The organism is Nonomuraea rosea (assembly GCF_039539705.1).
GTDB lineage: Bacteria > Actinomycetota > Actinomycetes > Streptosporangiales > Streptosporangiaceae > Nonomuraea > Nonomuraea rosea.
On sequence record NZ_BAABDQ010000003.1, the window covers coordinates 52,766 to 77,974 of the forward strand.

General features: G+C 70.6%; 20 protein-coding genes. 7 read left to right on the forward strand and 13 right to left on the reverse strand.

All coding sequences use genetic code 11. The features are described from left to right. Positions 1-18: 18 nt before the first annotated feature. Together ABEA43_RS07615 and ABEA43_RS07620 are read left to right on the forward strand one after the other, a co-directional pair. On the forward strand, positions 19-1,284 hold the full coding sequence (locus ABEA43_RS07615; protein WP_345559898.1) for a cytochrome P450: 1,266 nt from the start codon (positions 19-21) through the stop codon (positions 1,282-1,284). Between the two features lie 60 nt (positions 1,285-1,344). Next, positions 1,345-2,526, forward strand: coding sequence for a hypothetical protein (locus ABEA43_RS07620; protein ID WP_345559899.1), 1,182 nt, complete (start codon positions 1,345-1,347; stop codon positions 2,524-2,526). Positions 2,527-2,586: 60 nt separating this feature from the next. Here the strand turns inward: ABEA43_RS07620 and ABEA43_RS07625 are convergent, their stop codons facing one another. Together ABEA43_RS07625 and ABEA43_RS07630 are read right to left on the reverse strand one after the other, a co-directional pair. Beyond that, positions 2,587-3,618 carry a CopD family protein gene (locus ABEA43_RS07625; protein WP_345559900.1) on the reverse strand — a complete coding sequence of 344 codons (1,032 nt, stop codon included), beginning with the start codon at positions 3,616-3,618 and terminating at the stop codon, positions 2,587-2,589. Continuing rightward, positions 3,615-4,289, reverse strand: a complete 675-nt coding sequence (locus ABEA43_RS07630; protein WP_345559901.1) for a copper resistance CopC family protein — start codon at positions 4,287-4,289, stop codon at positions 3,615-3,617. The genes ABEA43_RS07625 and ABEA43_RS07630 overlap by 4 nt, the downstream gene beginning before the upstream one ends. 51 nt (positions 4,290-4,340) lie before the next feature. On the opposite strand from ABEA43_RS07630, the gene ABEA43_RS07635 reads away from it, so the two are divergent. Beyond that, the gene (locus ABEA43_RS07635) at positions 4,341-5,135 is read left to right on the forward strand and encodes a class I SAM-dependent methyltransferase (RefSeq protein ID WP_345559902.1); all 795 of its coding nucleotides are present in this window, start codon (positions 4,341-4,343) and stop codon (positions 5,133-5,135) included. On the opposite strand, the gene ABEA43_RS07640 is transcribed toward ABEA43_RS07635, so the two are convergent. The 3 genes from ABEA43_RS07640 to ABEA43_RS07650 form a co-directional block, all read right to left on the reverse strand. After that, complete coding sequence (locus ABEA43_RS07640; protein WP_345559903.1) at positions 5,107-6,081, reverse strand: AurF N-oxygenase family protein; 975 nt, start codon at positions 6,079-6,081, stop codon at positions 5,107-5,109. The genes ABEA43_RS07635 and ABEA43_RS07640 overlap by 29 nt on opposite strands. Positions 6,082-6,146: 65 nt before the next feature. Next, positions 6,147-6,746: a TetR/AcrR family transcriptional regulator gene (locus ABEA43_RS07645; RefSeq protein WP_345559904.1), complete on the reverse strand. Its 600-nt coding sequence runs from the start codon at positions 6,744-6,746 to the stop codon at positions 6,147-6,149. 184 nt (positions 6,747-6,930) lie between these two features. Then, a complete protein-coding gene (locus tag ABEA43_RS07650) occupies positions 6,931-8,274 on the reverse strand; it encodes a sensor histidine kinase (protein ID WP_345559905.1) in 1,344 nt (447 codons plus the stop codon). 140 nt (positions 8,275-8,414) lie between these two features. On the opposite strand from ABEA43_RS07650, the gene ABEA43_RS07655 reads away from it, so the two are divergent. Genes ABEA43_RS07655 through ABEA43_RS07665 form a run of 3 tightly spaced genes read left to right on the forward strand, consistent with a single transcriptional unit; the run spans position 8,415 to position 12,102 of the window. Continuing rightward, complete coding sequence (locus ABEA43_RS07655; RefSeq protein ID WP_345559906.1) at positions 8,415-9,581, forward strand: acyl-CoA dehydrogenase family protein; 1,167 nt, start codon at positions 8,415-8,417, stop codon at positions 9,579-9,581. After that, on the forward strand, positions 9,578-10,615 hold the full coding sequence (locus ABEA43_RS07660; protein WP_345559907.1) for an acyl-CoA dehydrogenase family protein: 1,038 nt from the start codon (positions 9,578-9,580) through the stop codon (positions 10,613-10,615). Before ABEA43_RS07655 ends, ABEA43_RS07660 begins: the two co-directional genes overlap by 4 nt. Further along, a complete protein-coding gene (locus ABEA43_RS07665; protein ID WP_345559908.1) occupies positions 10,615-12,102 on the forward strand; it encodes an AMP-binding protein in 1,488 nt (495 codons plus the stop codon). Before ABEA43_RS07660 ends, ABEA43_RS07665 begins: the two co-directional genes overlap by 1 nt. Here ABEA43_RS07665 and ABEA43_RS07670 read toward each other — a convergent pair. The 5 genes from ABEA43_RS07670 to ABEA43_RS07690 all read right to left on the reverse strand — a co-directional run bounded on the left by ABEA43_RS07670 (position 12,084) and on the right by ABEA43_RS07690 (position 19,116). After that, entirely contained in the window at positions 12,084-13,208 is a 1,125-nt protein-coding gene (locus ABEA43_RS07670) for a C45 family autoproteolytic acyltransferase/hydrolase (protein WP_345559909.1), read from the reverse strand. The two genes, ABEA43_RS07665 and ABEA43_RS07670, sit on opposite strands and share 19 nt — an antisense overlap. A gap of 5 nt (positions 13,209-13,213) precedes the next feature. Beyond that, complete coding sequence (locus tag ABEA43_RS07675; protein ID WP_345559910.1) at positions 13,214-14,203, reverse strand: helix-turn-helix transcriptional regulator; 990 nt, start codon at positions 14,201-14,203, stop codon at positions 13,214-13,216. 17 nt (positions 14,204-14,220) lie between these two features. Then, the gene (locus ABEA43_RS07680; RefSeq protein WP_345559911.1) at positions 14,221-16,092 is read right to left on the reverse strand and encodes a zinc-binding dehydrogenase; all 1,872 of its coding nucleotides are present in this window, start codon (positions 16,090-16,092) and stop codon (positions 14,221-14,223) included. A 544-nt stretch (positions 16,093-16,636) separates the two neighbouring features. Continuing rightward, on the reverse strand, positions 16,637-18,076 hold the full coding sequence (locus ABEA43_RS07685; protein ID WP_345559912.1) for an Nramp family divalent metal transporter: 1,440 nt from the start codon (positions 18,074-18,076) through the stop codon (positions 16,637-16,639). A 65-nt stretch (positions 18,077-18,141) separates the two neighbouring features. After that, positions 18,142-19,116 carry a GNAT family N-acetyltransferase gene (locus ABEA43_RS07690; RefSeq protein WP_345559913.1) on the reverse strand — a complete coding sequence of 325 codons (975 nt, stop codon included), beginning with the start codon at positions 19,114-19,116 and terminating at the stop codon, positions 18,142-18,144. Positions 19,117-20,739: 1,623 nt separating this feature from the next. Between ABEA43_RS07690 and ABEA43_RS07695 the strand changes: the two genes are divergently transcribed. After that, complete coding sequence (locus ABEA43_RS07695) at positions 20,740-21,141, forward strand: SSI family serine proteinase inhibitor (RefSeq protein ID WP_345559914.1); 402 nt, start codon at positions 20,740-20,742, stop codon at positions 21,139-21,141. A 281-nt stretch (positions 21,142-21,422) separates the two neighbouring features. Here ABEA43_RS07695 and ABEA43_RS07700 read toward each other — a convergent pair whose 3' ends face one another. From ABEA43_RS07700 to ABEA43_RS07710, 3 genes are all read right to left on the reverse strand, one after another. Next, entirely contained in the window at positions 21,423-22,484 is a 1,062-nt protein-coding gene (locus tag ABEA43_RS07700; RefSeq protein ID WP_345559915.1) for a M20 family metallopeptidase, read from the reverse strand. Further along, complete coding sequence (locus tag ABEA43_RS07705; RefSeq protein ID WP_345559916.1) at positions 22,481-23,509, reverse strand: dipeptidase; 1,029 nt, start codon at positions 23,507-23,509, stop codon at positions 22,481-22,483. Before ABEA43_RS07705 ends, ABEA43_RS07700 begins: the two co-directional genes overlap by 4 nt. Positions 23,510-23,611: 102 nt before the next feature. After that, positions 23,612-25,099: a flavin-containing monooxygenase gene (locus ABEA43_RS07710; protein ID WP_345559917.1), complete on the reverse strand. Its 1,488-nt coding sequence runs from the start codon at positions 25,097-25,099 to the stop codon at positions 23,612-23,614. Between the last annotated feature and the right edge of the window lie 110 nt (positions 25,100-25,209).

Genomic DNA, 25,209 nt, shown 5'->3' on the forward strand with positions numbered 1-25,209 from the left:
TCTAGGGAGGAGACGTACATGCCGGTGGTGGAGGTGTTCCTGCCGTCCACGTACGAGACGGCCGTCCCGTACGAGCTGTTCGCCCGGCTACGGGAGGAATCGCCGGTGTGCTGGATTCCCGAGCCGGCCATCGGGCCGTGGCGGGAGGGGCCCGGCTTCTGGGCGGTGTTCGGGCACGCGGACGTCAAGCAGGTCCTGCGCGACCCCGCGACCTTCTCCTCACACCTGGGCGCCACCCAGATCCGCGACCCCGACACGCCGGCCGACCTGGCCTTCGTACAGGTCCAGATGCTGAACATGGACCCGCCGGACCACTCCAGGCTGCGCAGGATCGTGGCCGCCGCCTTCACCCCGCGCGCGGTGCGCGCGCTGGAGCGGACGATCGCCGAGCGGGCGGCGGCGCTGTTCGCCGCGGGCGAGTGCGACTTCGTGGAGGTGGCCGCCGACCTGCCCGTGTGGACGCTGGCCCACGTCATGGGCGTGCCCGCGCAGGACAAACGGCTGCTGTACGACTGGGCGTCCCGCGTGATCGGCTATCAGGACGCCGACTACGCGGGCCTGTCCACGGCCGACGTCGAGTCCCTGACCCCGGCCGGCCGCCTGGCCGTCGCGGCGCGGCCCGAGCTGCGGCCCGGCACGAACCCGCGCTCGAAGGCGGCGCTGAGCGACATGTTCGCCTACGCGCACGCCCTCGCCGAGACGCCCGTGGACGGCGAGTCCGTCATGTCGGTCATGCGGAAGGGCGGGCTGACGGAGGCGGAGTTCGAGAACATGTTCTTCCTGTTCGCCGTCGCCGGGAACGAGACCCTGCGCAACGGCATCCCCGGCGGGCTGCTCACCCTGCTCAGCCACCCGGCCGAGCTGGCCCGCCTGCGCGCGGACCCCTCCCTGCTGGACTCCTCGATCGAGGAAATGCTCCGCTTCTGGCCGCCCGTCATGCACTTCCGGCGCACGGCCACCCGCGACCGCACCCTCGGCGGTCAAGACATCCGCGCGGGCGACAAAGTGGTCGTCTACCACGCCTCCGCCAACAGGGACCCGGCCGTCTTCCCCGATCCCGACCGCTTCGACGTCGCCCGCAGCCCGAACGACCACGTCAGCTTCGGCTTCGGCCCGCACTTCTGCCTGGGCGCGCACCTGGCCCGCGCCCAGTTCCGCTCGGTCATCCGAGAGCTGCTCGCCTGGGACGTCGAGCTGGCCGGCCCGCCGCGGCGGCTCACGTCCAACTTCCAGAACGGTCTCAAGCATCTTCCGGTACGCCTGAGCCGCCGCGCCGGTCCGTGAATCGCCTCAGGGACGGGGTGTCGCGGGCCGGAGTTGCGGTGGACCGTAAGATTTCCTCCCGTGAAGTCTCCAGCATCGATCAAGAAGGCCGCCGAGTGGGCCTTGCCGTACTGGACCAGAGGCCAGGCGGGGCGTGAGACACCGCAAGACCTGTTCCGGGTGCTCTATTTCGGCTGGCTGGCGGCGTTCACCCTCAAAGTGCTCGGCTCGGCGTGGGACGTCTCGTGGCACTTCAAGTGGCTGCGCGACGACCTGGCCCCGCCGCACCTGCTCAACTCCGCCGGCACCGCGCTCGCCCTCGCCCTCACCATCATCCACGGCTACACCGGGTACGGCGTGGACAAGGCCGCGCTGCGGCTCATCCAGTGGGGCACCGGGATCTTCCTCGTCGCGGTCCCGCTCGACCTGATCAACCACCGCGTCAACGGGCTCGACATCACCTCGTGGAGCCCGTCGCACATCATGCTCTACGCCGGCACGTTCTTCATGATCATGGGCGTGGTCCGCGGCTGGTTCATGGGCGCGCCGCCCGGCAGGGAGCGGACCGTCGTGCTGGCCGTGTTCCTCGCGTTCTTCCTGGAGAACGTGCACTTCCCCGAGCAGCACCAGGAATACGGCATCCTGTCGATCGGCGCCTGGGACAACCACGCCGTCTACGCCGAGCCGATCCTGCTGCAGTTCGCGGCCGACCAGATGGGGCGGCCGGTGGACCGGACGATGATGACGGAGTTCGCGCTGCCCGTGCCGGACTTCCTCTACCCGGTCTACGCCGTCGTCGTGGGACTGGCCGTCCTGGTCGTGGCGCGGCTGATGATCGGCAGGTTCGGCGCGGCGACGCTCGTGGCGGCCGCTTACGTGGGGTTCAGGACGCTGGTCTGGCCGCTGCTGACGTTCACCGGGTTCCCGCCGTCCGCGCTGCCGTTCTTCCTCGTCGTCGCCGGGCTGCTGGTGGACGTCGCGTTCCTGGTGCGGATGCCCGCCGTACGCGCTGTGGTGGGGTCGATCGGCGTCACGGCCGTCGCGTACGGGGCGCTGGTGGCGCAGAGCGCGATCATGGGCCCGGTGTACGGCGCGCTGCAGGGCCAGAAGGGGCTGCTCGGAGCGCCCCCGCTGGTCACCGCGTCGGCCGTCTGGGCCGGGCTCGGCCTTATGGTCGTGTGGCTGGCGGCCGAGTGGATCGCCGGCCGGCGCGACCTCGAGCCCGTCGACGCCGCACCGGTCATCCCGGCGACCGCCACATAGCCGGCCTCCAGGCGCCTTTCCGACGACCTCAGCCTCAGGCGACCTCCGGCTCTGGCGGCCTCAGGCGATCGACGCTCGCGTGATCGCCACCGCCACGCCGTAGGCCAGCCCCATGATGCCCACCTCGGCCGCCGCCCAGCCCATCAGGGCGGTGGCCCGGCCCTTGCGCACGGCGGGCAGCAGGCGGAAGCGGATGTGCGCGGCCAGCGGCACCAGCGACGCCATCAGCACCAGCTTGACCACGACCAGCAGCCCGTAATGGCTGGTCACGATCGCGCCGGGCAGCGTCACGCCCGGCGTCAGCGCCATCGTGCCCAGCCCGGTGATCAGCCCGGACAGGCTCACCAGGAGCAGGCAGATCGTGGCGATCCTGGAGAACCTGGGCAGCGCCAGGCCCAGCAGCTCCTTGTGCGGCGCGACGAAGATGGCCGTCGCCGCCAGCCCGCCCGCCCACGCCGCGGCGCCCATCACGTGGATCTCCATCGAGATCATGATGGGGTCGTGCCAGACGGAGTTCACCGCGTGCCCGGTGACCGGGATGGGCAGCAGCCCGAACAGCGCCACGATCACCCGCAGCTCGGCCGGCACCTTCTCGCCGAACCGCACCGCCATCAGCCCGATGCCGGCCGCCGCGAGCGCGCACGCGGCGCTGAACAGCAGCCCCTGGCCCGTGCCGACGCTTTCGACATAGCCGGCGATCATCCCGAACGTCGGCACGCTTCCCGGATTGAGCTCGGCGGTCTGGAACACGATCGTCAGCAGCGCGCAGATCGCCCACGCCCAGGCGGCCAGCACGGCCAGCGGCCGGACCCTCACCAGGACCGGCTCGGTCAGCTCGGGGTGGTTGAACCCGAGCAGCTTGGGCACCAGGCTGAGCCCGACCACGGCGACGGCGGCCAGATCGAGCAGCACGCGCACGATCGGCAGCCCGACCGCCACCAGCGGTCCCGGCATGGGGACGCCCGGCACGGCCTCCTGCGCGGTGAAGGTGCTGGCGGCCACGGCGGCCACGATCGCGCACACGCCGAACGCGCCTGCCACGAGCCCCCCGCCTACGCGCTGCCGGGGGAGAGCAGGAGCGGTCACCGTCATGTGCGCGTCTCCTCTGTCTCAACGCTCTCCGGAGACGCGGATGACGCGCCCCCGGTCCGGGACGACGCCGGTTCCCGTGCCGGTCCGGACGCCGGTGCCGGTTCGGGTGCCGGTTCGGGTGCCGGGGCGGGGCCCGCGCGCGGGCCGGAGCGCCGCAGGGCGACGGCGGTGCCGGCGGCCAGCACCAGCAGAGCGCCCACGATCCACACCACCGCCATCCCGGCCCCGCCGTTGGCGGCCGCCTCCGCGGCGTCGGCGCTGGATCCGGCGCTCTCCGCCGCGGAGGGCTGCGCGGCCTGCCCCGTGGCGCCGGCCGCCAGGGTGAAGGCGATCTTCCCGGTGACCGGGTGCCCGTCGGACGACAGGATCCGGTAGCCCACGGTGTACGGGCCGCCGCCGGGCAGCGGCTTGACCTTCACCGAGACCCGCTCCGCCGCGACGACGGCGGCCCCGTCGGCCCACCCGGACCCGTCCGCCGAGGTCACGCCCACCTGCGCGTATCCCTGCCGGACCACCTGGTCGAACACCAGGGTCACCCGCTCGGGGGAGGCCGTCAGCGTGGCCCCGTCCTTGGGGTCGCTGCCGATCAGCACGTTGTGCGCCTGCGCCGGCGGAGGGGCGAATCCCACCGCGGCGAAGGCGAGCAGCAGGACCGTGAGTAGCCGCCTCACAGATCAGAACCTTCCATTGAACACATTACGAACCTGTATATGGTCCCATTCATGGGAGACCTGTTCGGCGGCGCTGCGCCGTACTACGCCAAATACCGGACCGGCCACGGCGATCCGGCCATAGAGCACCTGGCCATGACGTTCGGCGCGGACAGCACCGTGCTGGACCTGGGCTGCGGTCCGGGCACGGTGGCGATCCCGCTGGCCCGCCGCGTGCGCCGGGTCCTGGCCGCCGATCCCGACCAGGAGATGCTCGCCGAGGGCAGGCGCCTGGCGGCGAACGCGCCGAACATCAGCTGGCTCCCCGGCGACTCCACGACGCTGCGCGCGTTCCCGGCGTTCGACCACATCGTCATGGGCAGGTCGTTCCACTGGATGGACCGCCGCGCGGTCCTGGACGAGCTGGACGAGCTGCTGCCCCCGGGCGGCGTCGTGGCCATCATCGGGCCGCCGCCCCGCGACATGGAGGAAGGGCCGTGGGAGCCGGTCATGCGGCGGGTGCGCGACGCGTTCGCGGTGAACACGTTCACGGCCGCCAACTCCTACCAGGCCAGCGGCGAGCACCACAACGACGTGCTGGCGACCTCGCCGTTCGGCGACCTGGACGCGACGCTGTACGAGAACGCCCGGACGTACGACCTGGACGCGGTGATCGGCCTGCAGCTGTCCTACTCCTACACCGCGCCCGCCCGCCTCGGCGACAGGGTGGCGGCCTTCACCGACGCGGCCAGGACGGCGCTGCTGGCACAGAACCCGTCGGGCAGGTGGGAGCAGCGGACGGTCACCGAGGTCCTGATCGCCCGGCGGCCGGCCGGGCTCAGCGCGGAGCCGCCCAGATCCCCATGACCTGCCAGATCCGCCGGGTGAGCGGGTTGACCAGCCCGATCTCGGCGCACAGCTCGCGCGTCTTGCCGATCGAGTCCCTGATCTCCTGCTTGGCGGCCGGATTACGCAAATAGACCTCGGACACCACGTGCGCGGGGATCCGGAAGCGCCTGATCATCGGCCCGGGAGGCGCCAGCATGATGCGGGCCATCACGCCGAGGATGATCGGCGAGGCGACGCCCAGCAGGAGCCGGCGGTAGGCGGGCATCCGCGGCACCCGGTTGCGCAGGTAGTGCCGGGCGAAGGAGATGTGCCTGGCCTCCTCCGCGATGTGGATGCGCATGATCGTCTCTTCCAGCGGGTGATGGACCTGCCCGTCCTTCAGGACCTTGCGCTGCACGTGGTCGATCGGGTCCTCGCCGCCGAGCACGAACACGAAGAACAGCTCGGTCGAGATCAGCGGGATCCACGGCGCCACCTGCGCGATCACCGACAGCGGGCCGGGCATGCCGCGTACCGGGAGCTTCGTGCGGTTCACGAACTCCTGGAACATCATCCCGTGATGACCCTCTTCGATGGTCTCGTGGTAGACGTACCGGAACTCGGGTGAGCCGTTGGGCAGCCGGTAGGCGTAGTTGAGCAGGCCGCGCTTGAGCAGGTTCTCGAACTGCAGCCCGATCTTCATCGCGGTGGCGATCCGCCATAAGCCGATCGCGGACCGCGTCTCCGGGGAGCGGCTCCGGTACCAGGGGTGGCCGCCCAGTTTGTCCACCTCGGGCAGCTCCCAGCGTGGATCGGCCGGGTCCACGAGGAACTCGGGGTCGTCCCACGGAATGTCCCGGTACGGCTCCCAGTGCTTGTCCACCGACGCCTTCGAGAGGCGTTCGATGACCGCCCGGTAAGCGCTCCTGTTCGCGACCTGCTCGTCGCTTTCCCTGGCGGTGGTAGAGCTCGGTGCGGATGTCATCGCATGCGCTCCTCTCCTCCCCAGCAATTGTACGAACTATCCAATAGCGCTGGGAAGGGTACGGATCACAGCTTTTCGACTGCCAGCCCGAGCTCGTTCGCCGCGGCCGTCCGGATCAGCACGTTGACCCGGCGCCTGGACAGCACCTTGGGATGTACGTGCGTCTGGATCGCGAAGCCGTCGATGAGCCCCAATATCCGCCACGTCGCCGCGTCGGGGTCGGCGCACTTGAACTCGCCGCAGCTCACGCCCGCCTCGATGATCGAGCGCAGGAGCAGGCGGCCCTGCGAGTCGATCCGCCGTGAGATCTCCTCCAGCTCCGAGCTGCGCATCGCCTCGGCCCAGGCGTCGATCCAGAGCCGCCACCCCTCGGTGGGGATCGCCGGCGAGCACAGTCTGAGCAGAATGCGCAGCCGGTCGAGCGGGGTGCCGGTGGACCGCTCGATGTCACCGAGGGCGTTCAGATGCAGCCGGGCCGCATAGGTGAAGGCCTGCGCGAACAGCCGGTCCTTGGTCTCGAAATGGTAGAAGAGCAGTGCCTGGCTGACGCCCGCGGCCCTGGCGATGTCGACGGTCCTGGTGTGCCCGAAGCCCTGCTCCGCGATCACCTCGCAGGCCGTCTTGAGCAAATCCTCGCGCCGTAATCGGCTGAAACCTTGTGTCACAGCGTGTAACTCTAACTTCTTAATTATCGTATCTACAGGACAAAACGGGCGCTTCCCGCTCGGCTGCCGCCAAAGACCTCCCTCACTGCCTGGCCGCGCCGCTGACGCACAGTAATTTTGATCATGATAGCCGTGCGCCGGGTAGCGGTCTCGATCAGGGTCGAAAACCTTTCAGTACCCACGTTCAGTCCTTCCGTACCGGCATTCGCAAGACGAAGCGCGCACCGGTATCGGAATCCTCGATCGTGAGCGTGCCGCCGTGGGTGCGCGCGATCTCGCGGGCGATGGGCAGGCCGAGCCCCGTGCCGCCGGCGTCCCTGTTGCGCGAGGCGTCCAGCCGGGTGAAGCGGCGGAAGACGACCTCGCGCTGCTCGGGGGCCACACCCGCGCCGTCGTCGAGCACCTCCAGCACGGCCTCGCCGTTGCCGCGCACCGTCACGGTGACCGTGTTCTCGGCGTGCCGCTCGGCGTTGTCCAGCAGGTTCGTGACCAGGCGGGCCAGCCTCAGCCGATCGCCCGTGACGATCACTCCGGGCTGCAGCGTGGTGATGATCCTCCTCGACCGCGGCCGCGTGCTCTCGTCCGCGACCAGCTCGGCCAGGTCCACTGCGGCGAACCGGGCGGGCGCGCCCGCGTCGAGCTTGGCCAGGGTGAGCAGATCGGTGACGATGTTCTGCAGCCGGTCGAGGCTGGTGAGCAGCTTGCCGCCGATCTCGTGCCAGTCCGACTCGTCCGGCGCGAGCATGGCCTCCTCCAGCTCGGCGCGCATGGCGGTGATCGGGCTGCGCAGGTCGTGCGAGGCGTCGGAGGCGAACCTGCGCTGCTGCTCCATCGCGCTCTCCAGCCGGGCGAGCGTCTGGTTGGCGGTCTCCGCCAGCGCCTTGATCTCGTCGGCGTTCCCGGGCACCGGCACGCGCAGCGCCCCGTCCCCGACGGTGATCTCGGCCAGCCTGCGGGTGATGCTGTTCACGGGGGCGAGGGTCCTGGCCACCACCCGCGAGACGCCGAACCAGGTCAGCGCCACCAGTGCCGCGGAGACGAGGGCCAGGACGGAGAGCGCGAGGGTGCTGACGTACCAGGGCGGCATGGGGGTGAAGGCGTAGACGATCCAGTCGCCGTCCGGCTCGTAGACGCGGAAGGCGATGAGGACCTGGCACTCGCCGCCGAACTCGGGCCGGCCGCAGAGCACGCTCATGCGGTTGGCGTTGTCGGGATCGGGGGCCATGGTGGTCAGCCTGGGCGCGTTCACCAGGTTCGGCGTCGACGACACCACGCGCCCGGACGAGTCGACGACCTGCAGGCCGTACAGCTCCAGGGAGATCGTCCGCGGCAGATCGTGCTCCTTGATCAGGTGCACCACGCGCAGGGCGGCGCTGATCAGCTCGGTCCTGCGGAAGTCGACGACCGTGCTGTGGGCGGCCCACAGCAACAGCGAACTCGTCGCCAGGCAGAGCAGCGCCATGGCGACGGAAGCGAACGAGGTCAGCCGCGCGCGTATGGACCGGCCCAACCGTGTGATCACGGTCATCAGGTGATCACACCAAGTCGCTTCGCCTCGAATTGGCGGAGATTCCTTGCCAAACGGGGGGAAAGACCTCCAGAGCAATGCTCTATGCGTCCTGCGGCGACCTGACTAGAGTAAGTGAGCACTGATGCCAAGGAGACGATGTGAACCTTGCAGAGTATCGGCGCGCCGCCAGGGCCTGGCTCCAGGACAACGCTCCGGCGGACGACTACCCGGAGGCGGACGGGGTCGCCCGGGCCAGGGAGTTCATGGCCCGGCTCTACGACGCCGGCTACTCCGGCATCACCTGGCCGCAGCGCTGGGGCGGCCAGGGGCTGACGCAGGCGGAGGAGCGCGCGTTCGCCGAAGAGGCCCGTGACCATTCGCTCCCCACGTACGTCTTCTCGATCGGCCTCGGCATGACCGGCCCGACACTGGTCGACCGGGGCACCGACGAGCAGCGCGAGCGGTTCGTCCGGCCGCTGCTCCGTGGCGAGGAGATCTGGTGCCAGCTCTTCTCCGAGCCGGGCGCCGGCAGCGACGTGGCCAGCCTGCAGACCAGGGCGGTGCTCGACGGCGACCACTGGATCGTCAACGGCCAGAAGGTCTGGACCTCGGTCGCCCACCACGCCGATTGGGGCCTGCTGCTGGCCCGTACCGACGTGGAGGTGCCCAAGCACAAGGGGCTGACCATGTTCGTGGTGGACATGCGGCACCCGGGGGTGACGGTCAGGCCGCTGCGGGACATGACCGGCAGGTCCAACTTCAACGAGATCTTCTTCGACAACGTCCCCATCCCGGACGAGCACCGCGTGGGCGAGGCCAACGACGGGTGGGGCGTGGCCGTCACGACGCTGCTGCACGAGCGGCTGTCGATCTCGGCGGGCGTCGGCATGAGCGGCCGGCGCGACGACCCGGCCTCGATCGAGGCGCTGCGCCGGTCCGTCGACACCGAGGACCCGCTGGTCCGCGACGAGCTCGTCGAGCTGCACATCCGCAGCCGCGCGCTCGCCCTGTTCAACCAGCGGCTCTCGCAGGAGACCAAGGCCGGGATCTTCCCGGGGGCCCGGGGCAGCGCGGCCAAGCTGCTGCTGGCCGAGCTGACCATGTTCAGGGCCGACCTGGCCACCCGGCTGGCCGGCCCCGAGTGCGCGCTGGCCGATCACCCCCTCGCGCGCGAGATCTCGCTGGCCCCCGCGATGGCGCTGGGCGGCGGCACGAACGAGATCATGCGCAACATCATCGGCGACCGGGTGCTCAACCTGCCTCCCGAGCCGCGGGTGGACAAGACCGTGCCGTTCAAGGACCTGAAGGTGGGGACGCAGGGGTGAAGCTCGTACTCAGCCCAGAACAGCAGCAGCTCCGCGAGGCCGTCCGCGACTTCCTGCGCACGGCCGCACCGCTCCAGAAGGTCCGCGAAGGCTACGACCCGCAGGTGTACGCCCGCCTGAACGGCGAGCTCGGCCTGTCCGGCCTGATCGTGCCCGAGGAGTACGGCGGCGCGGGTGCGGGCCTGGCCGAGCTGGCCGTCGCGCTGGAGGAGACCGGCGCCGCCCTGCTTCCCGGGCCGTTCCTGGCCACCGTCTTCGCCGCCGTCGCCGTCACCCGGCTCGGCCCCGCGCCGGACAAGGAGCTGCTGACCGGCATCGCCGAGGGCCGCATCACGGCCACGCTCGCCCGGCCGGACGCCGGCGTCACCTATGACGGCACGGTCGTGCGCGGCACGCTGACGCAGGTGCTCAGCGGCATGGAGGCCGACGTGCTGGTGGTGCCCGCGCTGGCCGCGGACGGCGTGGTCATGGTCGCCGTCGAGCTGGCCGCGCCCGGCGTCACCAGGACCGCCCTGGAGACGCTCGACCTCACGCGTGGCCAGGCCCGGGTGGTCCTGGACGGCGCGCCCGCGAGAGTGCTGGGATTCCCGCCGGAGAGCGGCATCGAGGACCGGCTGTGCGTGGCGCTGGCCGCCGAGCAGCTCGGCGTGCTGCGGGCCTCGCTGGACGCCATCGTCGCCTACGCCAAGATCCGCGTGACCTTCGGCCGCTACATCGGCTCCTACCAGGGCGTCAAGCACAAGCTGGCCGACATGCACTGCAAGCTCGAACAGGCCGAGTCCATCGTCAGATACGCGGCCTGGGCCGCCGACGAGTCGCCCGACGAGCTGCCGGGCGCCGCCGCGCTCGCCCAGGCCTACATCGGCCGCGCCTGCTTCGAGGTGGCCCGCGACCACCTGCTGCTGCACGGCGGCATCGGGTTCACCTGGGAGCACGACGCGCACCTGTTCTACAAGCGCGCCAAGGCCGACGAAGTGCTGCTCGGCCCGCCCCGCCTGCACCGCGCCCGCCTCGCGACCCTGCTGGAGCTGTAATGGACGTCACCGGGCTACCCGGCTTCTACGCCATCGCCGCCGCCGACCCCGATCGGCTCGCGGTGATCGACACCGACGGCACGGAGACGTCCTACGGTGACCTGCTGGCCCGGGTCAACCAGGTCTCCCACGGCCTCAGGGCCCGCGGGCTCGGCACCGGCGACGTGGTGGCCGGCGTGCTGCCCAACGGGATCGACGCGGTCGTCATGCTCATGGCGACCGGTCAGATCGGGCTCTACTACGTGCCGATCAACTGGCACCTGACGGCGGCGGAGGTGGCGTACATCCTGGCCGACTGCGACGCCAAGGTCGTCGTCACCGGGCCCGGGTACGCCGTGCCGGGCGCGGAGACCGGCCTCGACGGGCTGGCCGCGGGCCAGCCCGCGGACGCGCCGGAGGAGCGGACCTCCGGGGCGGTCATGTGGTACACCTCCGGCACCACCGGCTTCCCCAAGGGCGTGCAGCGCCCGCTGCCCGGCGCGGACCCCGAGGGGATCCTGCCGCTCTACGCGTGGTTCCTGGGCGAGGTCGTGGACCTCAAGGCGGGCGACGAGGTCCACCTGGTGACCTCGCCGATGTACCACTCCTCGCCGTGCGCGCACACGCAGTTCGCGCTGCACCTCGGGCACACCGTGGTCATCACGCCCAAGTTCGAGCCGGTGAACATCCTGGAGCTGATCGAGCGGCACCGCGTGTCGAACGCCATGATGGTGCCGACCATGTTCCACCGGATGCTCCAGCTCCCCGATGACGTCAAGGCCGGGTTCGACCTGTCGAGCCTGCGGCAGGTCATCCACACCGCGGCCGCCTGCCCGGTCGCGGTCAAGAAGCAGATCATGGACTGGTGGGGGCCCGTCCTGTACGAGTACTACGGCTCGACGGAGTCGACGATCGCCTTCTCCGTCAAGCCGCACGACTGGCTGGCCAAGCCGGGCACCGTCGGCCGGCCGGCCCCCACGTTCGAGGCGAAGATCGTCGACGAGGAGGGCAAGGAGCTGCCGCCCGGCGAGCCCGGCATGATCTACGTCAAGTCCAGCCTCGGCAAGTTCGAGTACCGCAAGGACCCGGCGAAGACGGCCGCCAGCATGCTGGGGGAGTGGTACACGCCGGGCGACATCGGCTACCTGGACGACGACGGTTACCTGTTCCTGTGCGACCGGCGTACCGACCTGATCGTCTCCGGCGGGGTCAACATCTACCCGGCCGAGATCGAGGCCGCGCTGCTCGAACACCCCGCGGTGGCCGACGTGGCCGTCATCGGGGTGCCCGACGAGGAGTGGGGCCACAACGTGGTCGCGCTCGTGCAGCCCGCCGCCGGCGCCGAGCCGGGGCCCGCGCTCACCGCCGACCTGCTGGAGCACTGCGGGCCGCGCATCGCCCGGTTCAAGCACCCGAAGGTGGTCGAATACCGCGAGCTGCTCCCGCGCACCCCCACGGGGAAGCTCTCCCGCTCCAAGGTGCGCGCCGACTACCTGTCGGAGGCGTGAAACACCAGCTCCTCGGTGTAGCGATCGCCGTCGCCCAGGTAGAAGCGGGTCGAGAGGGTACGGTCGGCGGTGTCGAAGACGGTGCTCCACAGCGTACGGAAGGGGATCTGCGGATCCTCGGCCGGACGGACGGCGCGCAGGCTGTCGCGCAGGTCCTGGGGTGACATGGTGACGCCCTTGCTGCGCTCGTGCAGCGTGCGCAGCCGTTCGAAGGTGCCGAAGCTGTGCTCGGTGTCCTCCGGCAGGCTCATCGGGTCCGGATTGCGGTGCAGCAGGTGGTTGGTGACGCAGAGCGGGCCGTCGCCGAGCTCGACGATGTGCTCGCTCCCGTCCCGGCCCCGCTCCCACACGAACGCCTGCCCGTGCGCGTCGGCCACCAGGTAGTGCAGCGCCGTCCCGTAGTCGTAGTGCTTGGCGCCCAGCAGCGACTGCTTGGCCTGCTCGACCGTCTCACAGGTGTCGACCAGGAACCTGGGCAGCTGCACGCTGGCCAGCCCGACCTGCGGCGAGGTGGCGCCCTCCGGCGGCGTGGCGTTCTCGAAGTCGGCGATCAGCAGCATGACCGCCAATCCCGCCGAGTTGATGCCGTCCATGCAGCCGTCGAGATCGTTCATGGTGATCACGGTCGTGGCGAGCCCCTCGTCCGGCACCGTGGTGATCACATAGGGGCGCGCGGCCATGGGCAGCTCGTTCGGCCTGGGGGCGGTGCCCATGATCTCGCTGGCGGTGGTCGGGAAGAAGTCGTAGTTGCGGCCGACCCGGCCGTGGCTGTCCGCCGAGGCCGACGGCGGGATCCACAGGGCCGAGCAGCCGGAGCCCTCGGGGATGAAGTTGAGCCCGTCCAGCGCCAGCTCGTCCTGGTCGGGGTCGAGACCGAGGACCGCCGCCGCGCCGTCCATCCTGGCGTGGTGCTGCGGCCAGTGGCGTTCGAACCAGGTCCGGCGGGCCCGGTTCACCGCCGGCCGGCCGGGGACGGGGGCCCAGCCCAGCCGCCTGGCCTCCTCGGTGAGTGCCCTGCCGATCTCGAATTGGCTGCCGGAAAGGGTCAGCCGGCGTACGAGCTGGAAGTCGTCCTTGCTGCCCGCGACCTGCGTCATGTTCTTCATGACCCCTACGGTGCGGCGGGCCGCTGACCGGCGCCTGACCATCCGCTGACCGCACGGTGATAGCGCTCGGCCAGCCGCAGCACCTGCTCGGCCAGCTCCGGCGGATCGAGCACCTCGAAGTCCAGGCCGATCATCCCGATCCACGCCGCCATCCCGCCCAGGTCGTCGCCGCCCAGCTTGATCAGGCAGGTGGCGTCGTCCACCGGCTCGACCTCCAGCCCCAGCGGCAGCGCGATCACCTGGTCCGCCGGGGCGTGCAGCAGCACCGTCGCCCGGTAGCGCCACATCGCCGTGTTGACGCCCTTCTCCACGTACGCCGCCACGTCGCCGTCTTCGGGCAGCTCGCGCGGCGTGAACCGGGGCCCGGCCGGGGTGCGCGGCCGCATCCTGTCCACCCTGAACGTCCGCCAGTCCTGCCGCTCGACGTCGTATCCGACGAGGTACCAGCGGCCCCGCCGGTGCACCAGCCGGTACGGCTCCACGTTCCGCACGGTCGGCTCGCCCTCGTGGGCCGTGTAGTCGAAGCGGAGCCGCTCGTGGTCGCGGGCCGCGTTCGCGATCGTGGTCAGCACCTCGGGGGCGACCAGGGCCCGCGCCTGGCCGGGGATCTGCACGGTGTAGGTGTTGAGCGCGTTCACCCGGCGGCGCAGCCGGGAGGGGAGCACCTGCTCCAGCTTGGCCAGGGCGCGCACCGAGGTCTCCTCGATGCCCTCCACGCCCCCGCCCGCCGCTCTGCCCAGCCCGACCGCGACCGCCACGGCCTCCTCGTCGTCGAGCAGCAGCGGCGGCAGCGCGGCCCCGGCGCCCAGCCGGTAGCCGCCCGCGACGCCCGGCGTGGCGTGCACCGGATAGCCCAGCGAGCGCAGGCGTTCGACGTCGTTGCGGATCGTCCTGGTCGAGACCCCGAGCCGGGCCGACAGCTCGGGACCCGACCAGTCCTTGTGCGCCTGAAGGAGGGACAGGAGCTTGAGCAGGCGCGCCGAGGTTTCCAGCATGCGCACCAGTGTGCCTGCTATCGCGGCAAGGTTGCTTCCGTGTTCAGCACGATCTTCCCGCTGAAGTGGCCCTCCTGGCTGAGCCGCTGGGCGTCGGCCGTCCTTTCCAGCGGGAACACCTCGGCGATCGGCAGCCGCACCCCCTCCACGTCCAGGGGCGTGCCCGGCGCGCCGGTGGAGAACCGCACGCCCAGTTTCGCCGCGCCCGCCGGGTCGGCGATGGTGACCACCTTGGCGGGGTCGCCGGTGAGCTCGACCGACAGCGCCAGCTCGCCTCTGCCCGAGGCGTCCAGCACCCGGTCGACGGGCCGGGGAAGCCGCTCCGCCAGCCCCGCTCCGTAGGTGACCGGGTGGATGCCGAGGCCGCGCAGGTACGCGTGGTGGCGTTCGCTGGCCGTACCGACGACTTCGGCTCCCCTCGCGAGGGCGAGCTGCGCGGCGGCCAGCCCGACACCGCCCGCGACGGCGTGGATCAGCAGCCGGTGCCCGGCCTCGACGCCGAGCTCGCGCAGCGTGCGCCGCGCCGTCCCGACGGCGACGGGCAGCGCGGCGGCCTCCTCGTAGGTGAGGTCGTCCGGCTTGGCCAGGAGCGCGCCCGCCTCGGCGATCGCGTGCGTGGCGGCGGCTCCGGACGCCACCTGGCCGAACACCGGCCGCCCGAGCTCCCACCCGGTGACGCCGGGGCCGAGCGCGTCGATCGTGCCCGCCAGCTCGATCCCGGTGCCCTGCGGCTCGTCGATCGTGGCGCCCGTGCCGGCCGCGCGCAGCTTCCAGTCGAGGGCGTTCACCCCGGCCGCCCTGACCGCGACCCGCACCTGACCCGGGCCGGGCTGGGGGAGCGGGATCTCCTCCAGCGCCAGCACCTCGGGGCCGCCATGGGCCCTGTAGCGCACGGCCTGGGCGGTGACCAGCAGGAGCGCCTTGCCGACGAGCTCGCGGGCGGCCAGCGCGGCATGCGCCTCGCCGGCGCGCTCCAGCGGGAGCGCCAGGCCGACCACGGTCGCCAGCGTGCCCGCGACCGCCTCCCGCATGGTCCGCTCCGCCAGGCTCCTGAAGTCGTCGGGGGCGAACTGGACCTGCTCCATGCCGACGACCCGCACGCCCCGGCGCCCGGCCTCGGCCGGGTCCACCAGCGCCGTCGAGCCGGTGGGGACGCCGTAGGCGAAGAACCTGCCGCCACGGTCCACCAGCTCGAACGCGTCCGCCCCCACCTGCCCCCCGACCCCGTCGAACACCACATCGAAGCTGCGCCCTCGCCCCGCCACGCCGGCCGTCGCGGCCGGTTCAGGGCCTGCGGCAACCAGGTCCGCGTACCCGATCGCCTCCGCCGCGCCCATGGCGAGGGCCGCCGCACGCTTGGCCGGGCCGTGGGCGGCGGCCGTCACGTGCGCGCCTGCGGCCTGCGCGAGCCGTACGAGCGGGAGCCCCAGCGCCCCGCCCGCGCCGGTCACCAGCACCCGCGTCCCGGGCTTCAGCTCGGCCGCCTCCGCCAGGCTCAGCGCGGCGGGCCCGACCTGCACCAGAGCCGCCGCGCGCCACAGGGGCACCTCACCGGGCACCTCGACCGTCGTCGCCACGTCGGCCACGACCCGCTCGGCGTACCCGCCGCCGGACACGAGCGCGGCCACCCGCCGCCCCGTCCACCCGGGGTCCACCCCGTCACCCACCGACAGCACGTGCCCGGCCACCCCCGTGCCCGGCACGAACGGCGGCTCCTGGCCGAACCACTCGCGTCCCCACCCGGTCCGCAGCTGCGCGTCGATCGACATGACGTCCGCCACCGAGACGCCGATCACGACCTGCCCGGGCCCTGCGACGGGATCCGGCACGCCCTGGACGACCTCAAGCACCTCGGGACCGCCGAACTTGGTTACCTCGACTACGTTCATCCATCGAGTCTCGTACCTCAGCTTAACTTGAGGTCAACCCGCCGCCGAACACCCGCCCGCCCGGCCATGACCGTCCAACGGTCATGGCCGCAGATGTCCCCAGGCTTCGCAGCCGGACGCGCCGGCTGGTCACCCACTCCCGGCACGTGGCGCATCCCGCGCCTGCCGAACCCCGCACCCTCTCGTACGCGCAGGCCACGGCCAAGGGCACGCACTCCCGGCCGCCACGGGCCCCTCCGCGGCAATCGGCACCCACGACCTGCCGCCACGGGCCCGTCGGCGGCGAGCGGCACCCCCGACCCGCCGCTACGGCCCGTCGGCGGCGAGCGGCACGCACATGCGCCCACGACGATGAGCCTGCCAGGGGCGAGCGGCACGCACATGGCGCCCACCAGGATGAGCCTGCCGGCGGCGAGCGGCACGCAATACGCGGCCACCACCGAGAGCCCGTCCGCGGCGAGCGACATGCACGCACGGTTAGCTCAAGCCGGTCGGAACCGGACCTCGGCCGCCCCCGATCTCGTCCGCGCCGAAGGGTGGTGCTTCACGACCCACCCCCGAACAGCTTCTGGGCCTGCTGGATGATCGTCAGCACGGTCAGCGTCCCGAAGAACGCCACCGACCAGACCAGCGCCCCCAGCCGGTACGACCGGACCTTGATCGCCTCAGGCAGGGACCGGCGGTTCAGGACGATCAGCAGAATCGAGTACACGAACATCATCACGGCCGCGAAGCTCGCCGAGAACACCAGCAGGATGAGCGGCTGGTCGAAGCCCAGCAGCAGGATCCCGCACCCGATCAACGCCATCGCCCAGACGACGTAGAAGTAGACCCGGTTCACGGAAACGGACTTGTTACGCAGATAGACCGTCTTGATGGCGTCCGAGGCCAGCCGCGAGGTGTAGTCGACGATGCCCATGGCCGAGGCGAACAGAGCCAGCGCCCCGATCACCCAGAACAGCACGCCGAACCACGTACCGACGGTCTCCTGGAGCACCTGGCCCTCGACCTGCAGGAAGCCGATGCTGTTCTCCAGCCCCGACTTACCGAACACGGTGGAGTAGGCCAGCATCGACATGAGCGCGATCGTCACGAACGACACCAGCGCGAAGGTCGAGGCCTGCTCGACGTTCGCGAACCGCCACCACTGCCGCCACCGCGCCAGGTTCTCCTTGGTGGGGGAGAACTGGAAGCCCGTCGAAGCGGCCGCCTCCTCGTGCCCGGTGACGGGGCTGACCAGGCGCGGGACGTACAGGCCCATGCCGAAGCCCTTGTCGCGGATCCAGTTGCTCTGGCACAGGTTCTGGCCGCCGCCCGCTCCCGCGTACGCGATGGCGCCCATGAGCACCGCGAACTCCAGCGGCGGCACCGGGAACTCGGCCCCGACACTGAGGCCCTTGCCCAGCTCCACCCAGCTCTCGGCATTGATCGCGAACAGGATCGCGACCACGGCCAGCGTCGCCACCAGGGCGATCTTCACGAAGATGACCCGTTCGAGCAGGGTATAGATCACCGGCGCGAGCGTCAGCCCGAGCGCGATCACGAGAAGCATGCCGATCGCGATGTAGCGCACCGTGCCCGCGCCGGACCCGGTCAGATAGGTCACCATGGTCGCGGACGTGGTCACCCAGCCGGGCCACAGGTTCGAGCAGAGCGTCATCAGCACGAAGACCAGGCCCCAGTGCTTCCACATCCGGCTGAACCCGGTCAGCGCGGTCTCGCCGGTGGCCAGGGTGTAGCGCTCGATCTCCATGTTCAGGAACCACTGCGTGATGATCCCGATCGCGGCTCCCCAGATGAACACGAGCCCGACTTGGGAGGCGATGTACGGCCAGAGAATGAATTCGCCCGACGCCAGCCCCACCCCCGCGCCGACCAGACCGGGGCCGATGATGCGCCAGGTCGATCGAGGCGGCTCGGGAAGATCGCGGACGGTGACGGGCGGCAGAACGCGCGCTGGAACGGTGGGAGTGAACTCCGCCATGCGGCTCTCCTTGTTCGACTTTCCTTCCTGTCACATTACAGAGATCCGAAACAGCAGTGGAATAGCTAGTTAATCACCACCACGTATTCCCCACGATCCGTAAATCCCACGACATGTCCCCCCGCCTTCATCAACCCGCCCAGCTTCTCCCGCACAGCCCTCCGCCACGCCTTCCCCGCCGCCGGATCCTCCCGCCGCAGCCTCTCGATATCCGCCGGCGTCCCCACCAACACCACCTCTCCCATACCCTCGGGCCCTCCGCTCCCCGCGCTCTCCAAGCCCCCATCTCCTACGCTCTCCGGCCCTCCGGCTCTCGCGCTCTCCAGACCCCCATCTCCGGCGCTGTCCGGCACCCCGTCTCCCGCGCCGTTGCGCACCAAGGGCCATCCGTCGTCCCGCACCACGGGCCGCCTATCCTCTCCTTCCACCAGCACGGCCCGACCCCCAGCGCTCCCCGCCGTGCCGACCCCAGCCTCACCCAGAGCCCCAACCGCCCCCGACCCCACACCCGACCCAGTCGCACCCCCGTCTCCCAGCCGCCAAGCCGCAAGGAGCCGGTCGGACGCATCCCCCTCGTTGATCGCATCCGCCATCACCCCGTAGAAGTCCTCCAAGTACTCCTCGGGCATGGCACCCAGCCTGACCAGATTGAACCGAGCATTCCTGCGTACGAGCGGATCGAAGGTCCAAGTGATCCTTTCGAGCCCACGATCGAGACACCAGTCCCGCTGGTGCGACTTCAACGCGTAGCCGATGCCCCGGCCGATGACGGCCCCGGTCACATGAGAGTGCAACGTCCGGCGGGCGGCCAGAAACCCCACGGACGCACCCACCAGCGACCCACCCTCAAACGCGCCCGCCACGTAGCTTCCCGTGTGCGCGAAACCGATCATCAATTCCATCGTCACGGGCACGTTCCGCGGATCCGGATGCCAAATCTCATCAAACAACCGATAAACCTGCTGGAATTCGGCTATCTCCTGCAATTCCCGAATCACCACACCGGCCGCCTTAGCCGCCGCCTCGCCATAACCGCTCATGCCCCCATTTACGCACGCCACCACCCAGACTTCGACCAGCCCCACCGCCCTGCGGGCCGCGCCGCCCCATACGGGTTTCGCCACCTCTACGGGTCGCGTCGGCCCTTGCGGGTCCCGCTATCCCTGCGGGTCGCGTCGGCCCTTGCGGGTCCCGCTATCCCTGGGGGTCGCGTCGGCCCTTGCGGGTCCCGCTATCCCTGGGGGTCGCGTCGGCCCTTGCCGGTCCCGTCACCCCGGCGGGTCGCGCCACGCAGAGGGTTCCCCGCCACGGGCATGGTCTCCTTCACACAGACCGTCCCACCGCGCCTGTGCCTGTGCCTGTGGTCCTGTAGTGCTGTAGCCCCGACCGTCATACCGCTGTGTCGGCCCGCCCAAGGGCGGCCAGCGGCACGACGAACCCGAAGCGGCCGGCCCGGCACCGAAGTGGTCGGCCAGGTCCTGCCGGTCCCAGTGCCCCCCGCGCAGGCCAGGCTGACTGGACCGCGCCCGTCGTGCCAACCGCGCCCGCCGTGGCGGACCATTACGCCGCTGACCGGTAGCGTCACCGTTGTGCGGGTGCTGAGCCAGGCGCATCGCCGCCCTGGCGTTCGCGGCTGATGCCTTAGCCGGCAGCGAACGCGGACTTGCGTTCTCCAGCGGCGTCGGCCGGGTGAACTGGGCCCGGCTGGAACTCCTGACTCGTACCTACCGCGAGCTCGGCCTGCCACCGGACCGAGCGGCGTCTCGGGCACAGGTCGCCTACGCAGCCATTCTGGGGCTACTGCACCTGGCACAAACCGATCCGGACGCCCCGCACTCCGCCGTACTCGCCGCCGAGGCAACCGCGATCTTCTTGCCATCATGACGGTGCACGCCGTCATGAGGGATTGTGCTGGGCGAACGTCAACGCGTGAGCTTCGGCGCTGCGGCCGGCGCGTTCTGCCTACCTGGGGTGGCAGCTTGCCGACCGGCAGGGGGGATGGTCCTGAGGTGGCAGCTTGCCGACCAGCAGGGAGGCCGGTGGTGCGTCCGAACTTCAGCGAGGCGGCCAACCTGGGCAGATCGTCCCCATGGCTGGCGATGAGGTCGAGGTCGGCTCGCCGGATCAGCAGCGCCCCAGTGGATGGGAACGCCGATTCCACCTGCAATTTCGGCCTGCTCCGGGACAGAGCGATCTTGCCGGCCTCGCGGCGCGGCCCTCGTCGGTGTACTCATGCGCCGGCCGGTCGAAGGTCTCCCACCGCACGATCTCCCGAGCGTGCGCGACGCTCGTCACCACGGTCACCGGTCCCGGCCGGATCACCTTCACCGCGAACTCGTGCTCAGACGCCAACTGGAACGACAACGTCGGCGAGTCGTGCCCGTCCGTGAACGCCGGAGCGACCACGCGGCAACCTCCCACCAGGGCCCGAAGATCCCGTCCCAAGTTCCCCAAGGCCCCGGGGGCCCGGAGTGGGAGGCGGGCCCGGCTGACCCACTATCAGATCCCTCCTGAAAGCCGCCTCACCAGTAGAGATAGCACTCTGTAACCACATAACCACCTTGAGATTCCTACACCACTACTGGTCATGAATAAGTCACTCACTGTAGTCATGTGTGGTGCGTCGTTCCATGCTCGGAATGGCCGTGACCAGGGAGGTTTCCATGACGCTTGTGCTGACCGCAGCCCGCAAGGTGGCCACGCTAGGGCTGTGCGCGGCCGCGGCCCTCGCGGGGCCGTTCGCGGCGGTCCCCGCCAGCGCCGCGGCCGCCCCCGGAGCCGAGCTTTTCATCACCGTCACCCCCCGCGACGGCGGCGCCTACTCGATGCGCCTCACCTGCGACCCCGACGGAGGGCTCCACCCCCAGCCGGTGGACGCGTGTGCCGCGCTGCGTGATGTGGACGGGTACGTCGGTGACCTCAATGTGAATCCCGGACCCTGCCCGCGGATCTACGATCCGATCGAGCTCGAGGTGCGGGGCCGCTGGTACGGTCGGCCGGCGTCGTACTACGAGGAGTTCGCCAACAAGTGCGCCCTGGAAAGGAAGGTCGGCCCGCTCATCTAGCACGGTCGGCCGGCTCGTCCAGCAAAGGTCGGCCCCTCCTCTGGCTAAGTCGGCCCGCCCGTTTAGCCAGGCCAGCCCTCCGCCTAGCCAGGTCGCCGCCGGTCTGGCTAGGTCGGCCCGCTCGTCCAGCAAAGGTCGGCCCCCCGTCTGGCTAGGTTGGCCCGCCCGTCCAGCGAAGGTCGGCCCGCTCGTGCAGCAAGAGCGGCCCCCTCCAGCAAGAGCGGCCGCACGACCCGCCCTCCGCCCGGCGCTCACGCCCGACGGCGGAGGGCGGCGTCATGTCAGCGGACCGCGTCGATCAGGGCGCGAAGGAGCGCTGTGCGCCGGGGCATTTCGGCGACCACCACGTGCTCGTGATCCGCATGAGCCCCACCCCCCACCGCCCCCAGCCCGTCGAGCGTCGGGCACCCGACCCCCGCCGTGAAGTTGCCGTCCGACGCGCCCCCCACTGAGGCCGAGGTCAGCGGCCCGATCCCCAGCCCCGTCGCGAGCTCCTGCGCGAGCGCGTAGAGCGAGGCCGACATGGCGCTTTCGAGCGGCGGCCGGTTGGGGCCGCCGGCGATCTCCAGGCGGGTGCCGGGCACGACCGGCTTGAGCGAGTGGATGGCCGCGTCGACCCGGGTCTGCTCCGAGACCTCGGCCACGCGAACGTCCACCCCGACGGAAGCCGCGGCGGGAACGGTGTTGAGAGTGGTGCCGCCGGACAGGACCGTCGGCGTGACGGTCGTGGCGCCGGCCCCGATGGCCGCGATGGCCAGGATCTGGTGGGCCAGCTCTATCCCGGCGTTCGCGCCCTTCTCCGGCTCCAGCCCCGCGTGTGCGGCCTTGCCGTGGGCCTGCACGGTGTAGAGGGAAGTGCCCTTGCGAGCCGTCTTCAGCGCACCTCCGTCGGCGCTGGCCTCCATGACGAAGGCGGCGGTCATCTCCCGCGCGGTGTCCTCGATCAGCTTCGCCGAGGTGATCGAGCCGACCTCCTCGTCACCGGTGATCAGCAGCGCGACGCCGTCGAGCGAGTCGAGCCCCGCCAGCGCGTGGAACGTCTGCACCAGCCCCGCCTTCATGTCGAACACCCCCGGCCCCCGCGCCACCCCGTCCACCACCGACCAGGGATGGGTGGCGAGGGTGCCCATCGGCCAGACGGTGTCGTGATGGCCGAGCAGGAGGACCTTGGGCGTGCCGAACGTCCAGCGCAGGTGCGTGACGCCGTCGATCACGAGGAACTCCGGCCGGACGCCCAGATGGCGAGCCCCCATCGCGGCCACGACCTCGGCGCTGCGGGCCACGGCCGCGAGGTCGCTGGAGAAGGACTCGCACAGGACCAGCTGTTCGAGATCGTCGATCATGCGAGGCGCTCCCCGAGGAACCGGTGCACGTTGCCGCCGATGATCTTGATGACGTCCTTCTCCGGCAGGCCGCGGGCGAGCAGGCCCTCGGTGACCATGGGCAGCCCGGACGGGCCCTCCAGACCGGGCACCGACGCCTTCGGATCCACGCCTCGGGTGTTGACGCCCTCGCAGCACGGCGGCGTCAGGTCGTCCATGACCTCGCGGATGAAGTCGGGGCCGAGGCCGACGTGATCGATCCCGGCGACGGCCGCGATGTGCTCGATGTGGTCGAGCAGTCGGTCGAGCGTCATGTCCTCGGGGCGGTCGGCGAGGAAGGGGGCGAAGAAGTTGACGCAGATCACCCCGCCGGTGGCGGCCACCGCGCGAAGCTGGTCGTCGGTGAGGTTGCGGTGGTGGTCGCGCAGCGCGCGGGCGGAGGAGTGGGTCGCCAGCACCGGTTTGGTGGCCAGCTCCAGCACATGGGCGACGCCGGAGGCGCCCAGGTGGGACACGTCGAAGACGATGCCCAGCCGCTCCATCTCGGCCAGGGCGGCCACCCCGTCGGAGGTCAGCCCGCTGCCCGTGGCGTCCTCGCCGCTGCCGTCGGCCAGGGGCGTGCGGCCGAAGTGGGCGATGGACGCCACCCGCACGCCCAGGCGGTGCACGGTCGAGATCAGCTCGACGCTCGCGTCGATGCCCGGCATGCTCTCCAACGCGATCACCAGGGCGATCTTGCCCTCCTCGATCGCCCGGTCGATGCCGGCGGCGTCAAGGCAGATCCGGACCCGGTCGGCGTTGCCCTCGGCGAGCACGTGCGCACACTCGATCATGCGCAACGTCTGTCGCAGCGCGCCCTCGGGCAGATATTGGTTGTCGATGAAGACGGGCAGGATCTGCAGGTCAACGCCGCCCTCGACGAGCTGGGGCAGCCATCTCTCGCGGAAGAACGACGCCCACTGCCCCGGCGGTCTGGCCGAGACCGCCATGAGCAGATCGTTGTGAGTGTCGGCCACGACAGCACGTTGGTGCAGGGAAAGCGTCATGCGTTGGACGTTATCGCGGAGGTCCTGGCGGGCCAATGCGCCCTGAGTCCGATTTTCTCGATCACCTGTACGACCACGGTTTGACCAACCGAGGCCGCGAGCTCACGCGGACCGGTACGCGGGAAGCGGCGGCCTGGCCGTCAGCCTGCGGTAGAGCGTCGTCGGACCTGGCCAGTTGTTCGTGACGCGTCCCTCGGCCGTCTTGTACCAGCTCTGGCACCCCCCGCCCCACACCATCCGCGCCATCGCCGCGTCGAGCTGCCTGCTCCACGCCGCCATGACCTCGGGCCGCACCTCGATCGGCCCAGAACGGGACAGGTGCGGCAGGCAGGACATGATGTGATTCACCTGGCATTCGATCATGAAGATGATCGAGTTGTGGCCGAGGTTCGTGTTGGGCCCGTACAGCAGGAACATGTTCGGGAAGGCGGGCACGGAGATCCCCAGGTACGCCGCCGCCCCGCCCGCCCACTGCGCCTCCAGCGAGCGCCCGTCCCGCCCGATGACCTCGATCGGCACCAGGAACTCGGTGCTCTTGAAACCGGTCGCGTAGACGATCGTGTCGACCTCGCGCAGCCCCTCGGTGGTCTCGACGCCCTTGGCCGTGATCCGTACGATCCTGTCGGTGACCACATCGACGTTCGCCCTGGTCAGCGCCGGATAGAAAGCGCTGTCGATGACCACTCGCTTGCAGCCGGGCGGATAGCCGGGCGTGAGCCTGGCGCGCAGTGCCGGGTCCGGCACCTGGTCCTGAAGGTGCCCCAGCGCCCGCTTCTTGAGCAGGCCGACGCTCCACCCCTGGGCGAGCGCGGGGTAGAGGGTGCCTTCCGCGTACCGGTAGATCCATTCGCGGTAGGCCCGCTGGAGCCCCGGCACGAAGTGGAACGCGAGCCGGGTCAGCGGCCCGAACGCGGCGTCCGGCTTGGGGATCACCCAGTTCGGGGTGCGCTGGAAGACGGACAGGTGCTCGGCCTGCTCCGCGACCCGGGGGATGAGCTGCGCCGCCGACGACCCGTTGCCGATCACCGCGACGCGCCTGCCCGTGAGGTCGTGGTCGTGGTTCCAGCGGGCGGAGTGGAACGACTCGCCCTCGAAATCCGGCATTCCCGCGATGTCCGGGAGGCGCGGCCGGTTGAGCTGCCCCACCGCCATGACGACCACGTCGAACGTCTCGGTCCGCAGGCCGCCGTCCCCGCCTGTCTCGTCTACATGCCCGGGAGTGGTCGTCGTACCAGATCCTGAGGTTGTGACCTCCCACGCCGAGCCGGCGAAGACGGCGCGCCGCACCTCTGTGCCGAAGCGTATTTTCCGCCTGACGTCGTATTTATCGGCGCAGTGTTCGAGGTAGCCGAGAATTTCCGGCTGCTCGGGATAGCGGCGCGTCCAGCTCGCGTACTTCTCGAACGAGTACGAGTACAGATGCGAGGGAATGTCGCAGCCCGCCCCCGGATAGCTGTTGTCCCGCCAGGTGCCGCCGAGGTCGTCCGCCTTCTCGAAGACCGTGTAGGAGCGGATCCCGGCCCGTTCGAGCTGGATCGCCATGCACAGTCCGCCGAACCCCGCTCCGATGATCGCGACGTTGGGTGCCATGCCGTCCTCCGCGTGTCAGGATTCACTTACAGTACGCCGAACCCCGTTCTGGCGACACCCCGCGTCACGCCCGCCGAGACCCTCTCACAGGCCGGTAGTCTGCGCTGGTG

Excerpts from the sequence above, each read along its gene's own strand:
- ABEA43_RS07640 (WP_345559903.1), bottom strand. The coding sequence starts at position 6,081 with ATGACATCCGCACCGAGCTCTACCACCGCCAGGGAAAGCGACGAGCAG.
- ABEA43_RS07650 (WP_345559905.1), bottom strand. The coding sequence starts at position 8,274 with ATGACCGTGATCACACGGTTGGGCCGGTCCATACGCGCGCGGCTGACC.
- ABEA43_RS07705 (WP_345559916.1), bottom strand. The coding sequence starts at position 23,509 with ATGACGCTTTCCCTGCACCAACGTGCTGTCGTGGCCGACACTCACAAC.
- ABEA43_RS07625 (WP_345559900.1), bottom strand. The coding sequence starts at position 3,618 with ATGACGGTGACCGCTCCTGCTCTCCCCCGGCAGCGCGTAGGCGGGGGG.
- ABEA43_RS07615 (WP_345559898.1), top strand. The coding sequence starts at position 19 with ATGCCGGTGGTGGAGGTGTTCCTGCCGTCCACGTACGAGACGGCCGTC.
- ABEA43_RS07675 (WP_345559910.1), bottom strand. The coding sequence starts at position 14,203 with ATGCTGGAAACCTCGGCGCGCCTGCTCAAGCTCCTGTCCCTCCTTCAG.
- ABEA43_RS07690 (WP_345559913.1), bottom strand. The coding sequence starts at position 19,116 with ATGAGCGGTTATGGCGAGGCGGCGGCTAAGGCGGCCGGTGTGGTGATT.
- ABEA43_RS07685 (WP_345559912.1), bottom strand. The coding sequence starts at position 18,076 with ATGGCGGAGTTCACTCCCACCGTTCCAGCGCGCGTTCTGCCGCCCGTC.
- ABEA43_RS07710 (WP_345559917.1), bottom strand. The coding sequence starts at position 25,099 with ATGGCACCCAACGTCGCGATCATCGGAGCGGGGTTCGGCGGACTGTGC.
- ABEA43_RS07680 (WP_345559911.1), bottom strand. The coding sequence starts at position 16,092 with ATGAACGTAGTCGAGGTAACCAAGTTCGGCGGTCCCGAGGTGCTTGAG.
- ABEA43_RS07665 (WP_345559908.1), top strand. The coding sequence starts at position 10,615 with ATGGACGTCACCGGGCTACCCGGCTTCTACGCCATCGCCGCCGCCGAC.
- ABEA43_RS07670 (WP_345559909.1), bottom strand. The coding sequence starts at position 13,208 with ATGAAGAACATGACGCAGGTCGCGGGCAGCAAGGACGACTTCCAGCTC.
- ABEA43_RS07635 (WP_345559902.1), top strand. The coding sequence starts at position 4,341 with ATGGGAGACCTGTTCGGCGGCGCTGCGCCGTACTACGCCAAATACCGG.
- ABEA43_RS07695 (WP_345559914.1), top strand. The coding sequence starts at position 20,740 with ATGACGCTTGTGCTGACCGCAGCCCGCAAGGTGGCCACGCTAGGGCTG.
- ABEA43_RS07700 (WP_345559915.1), bottom strand. The coding sequence starts at position 22,484 with ATGATCGACGATCTCGAACAGCTGGTCCTGTGCGAGTCCTTCTCCAGC.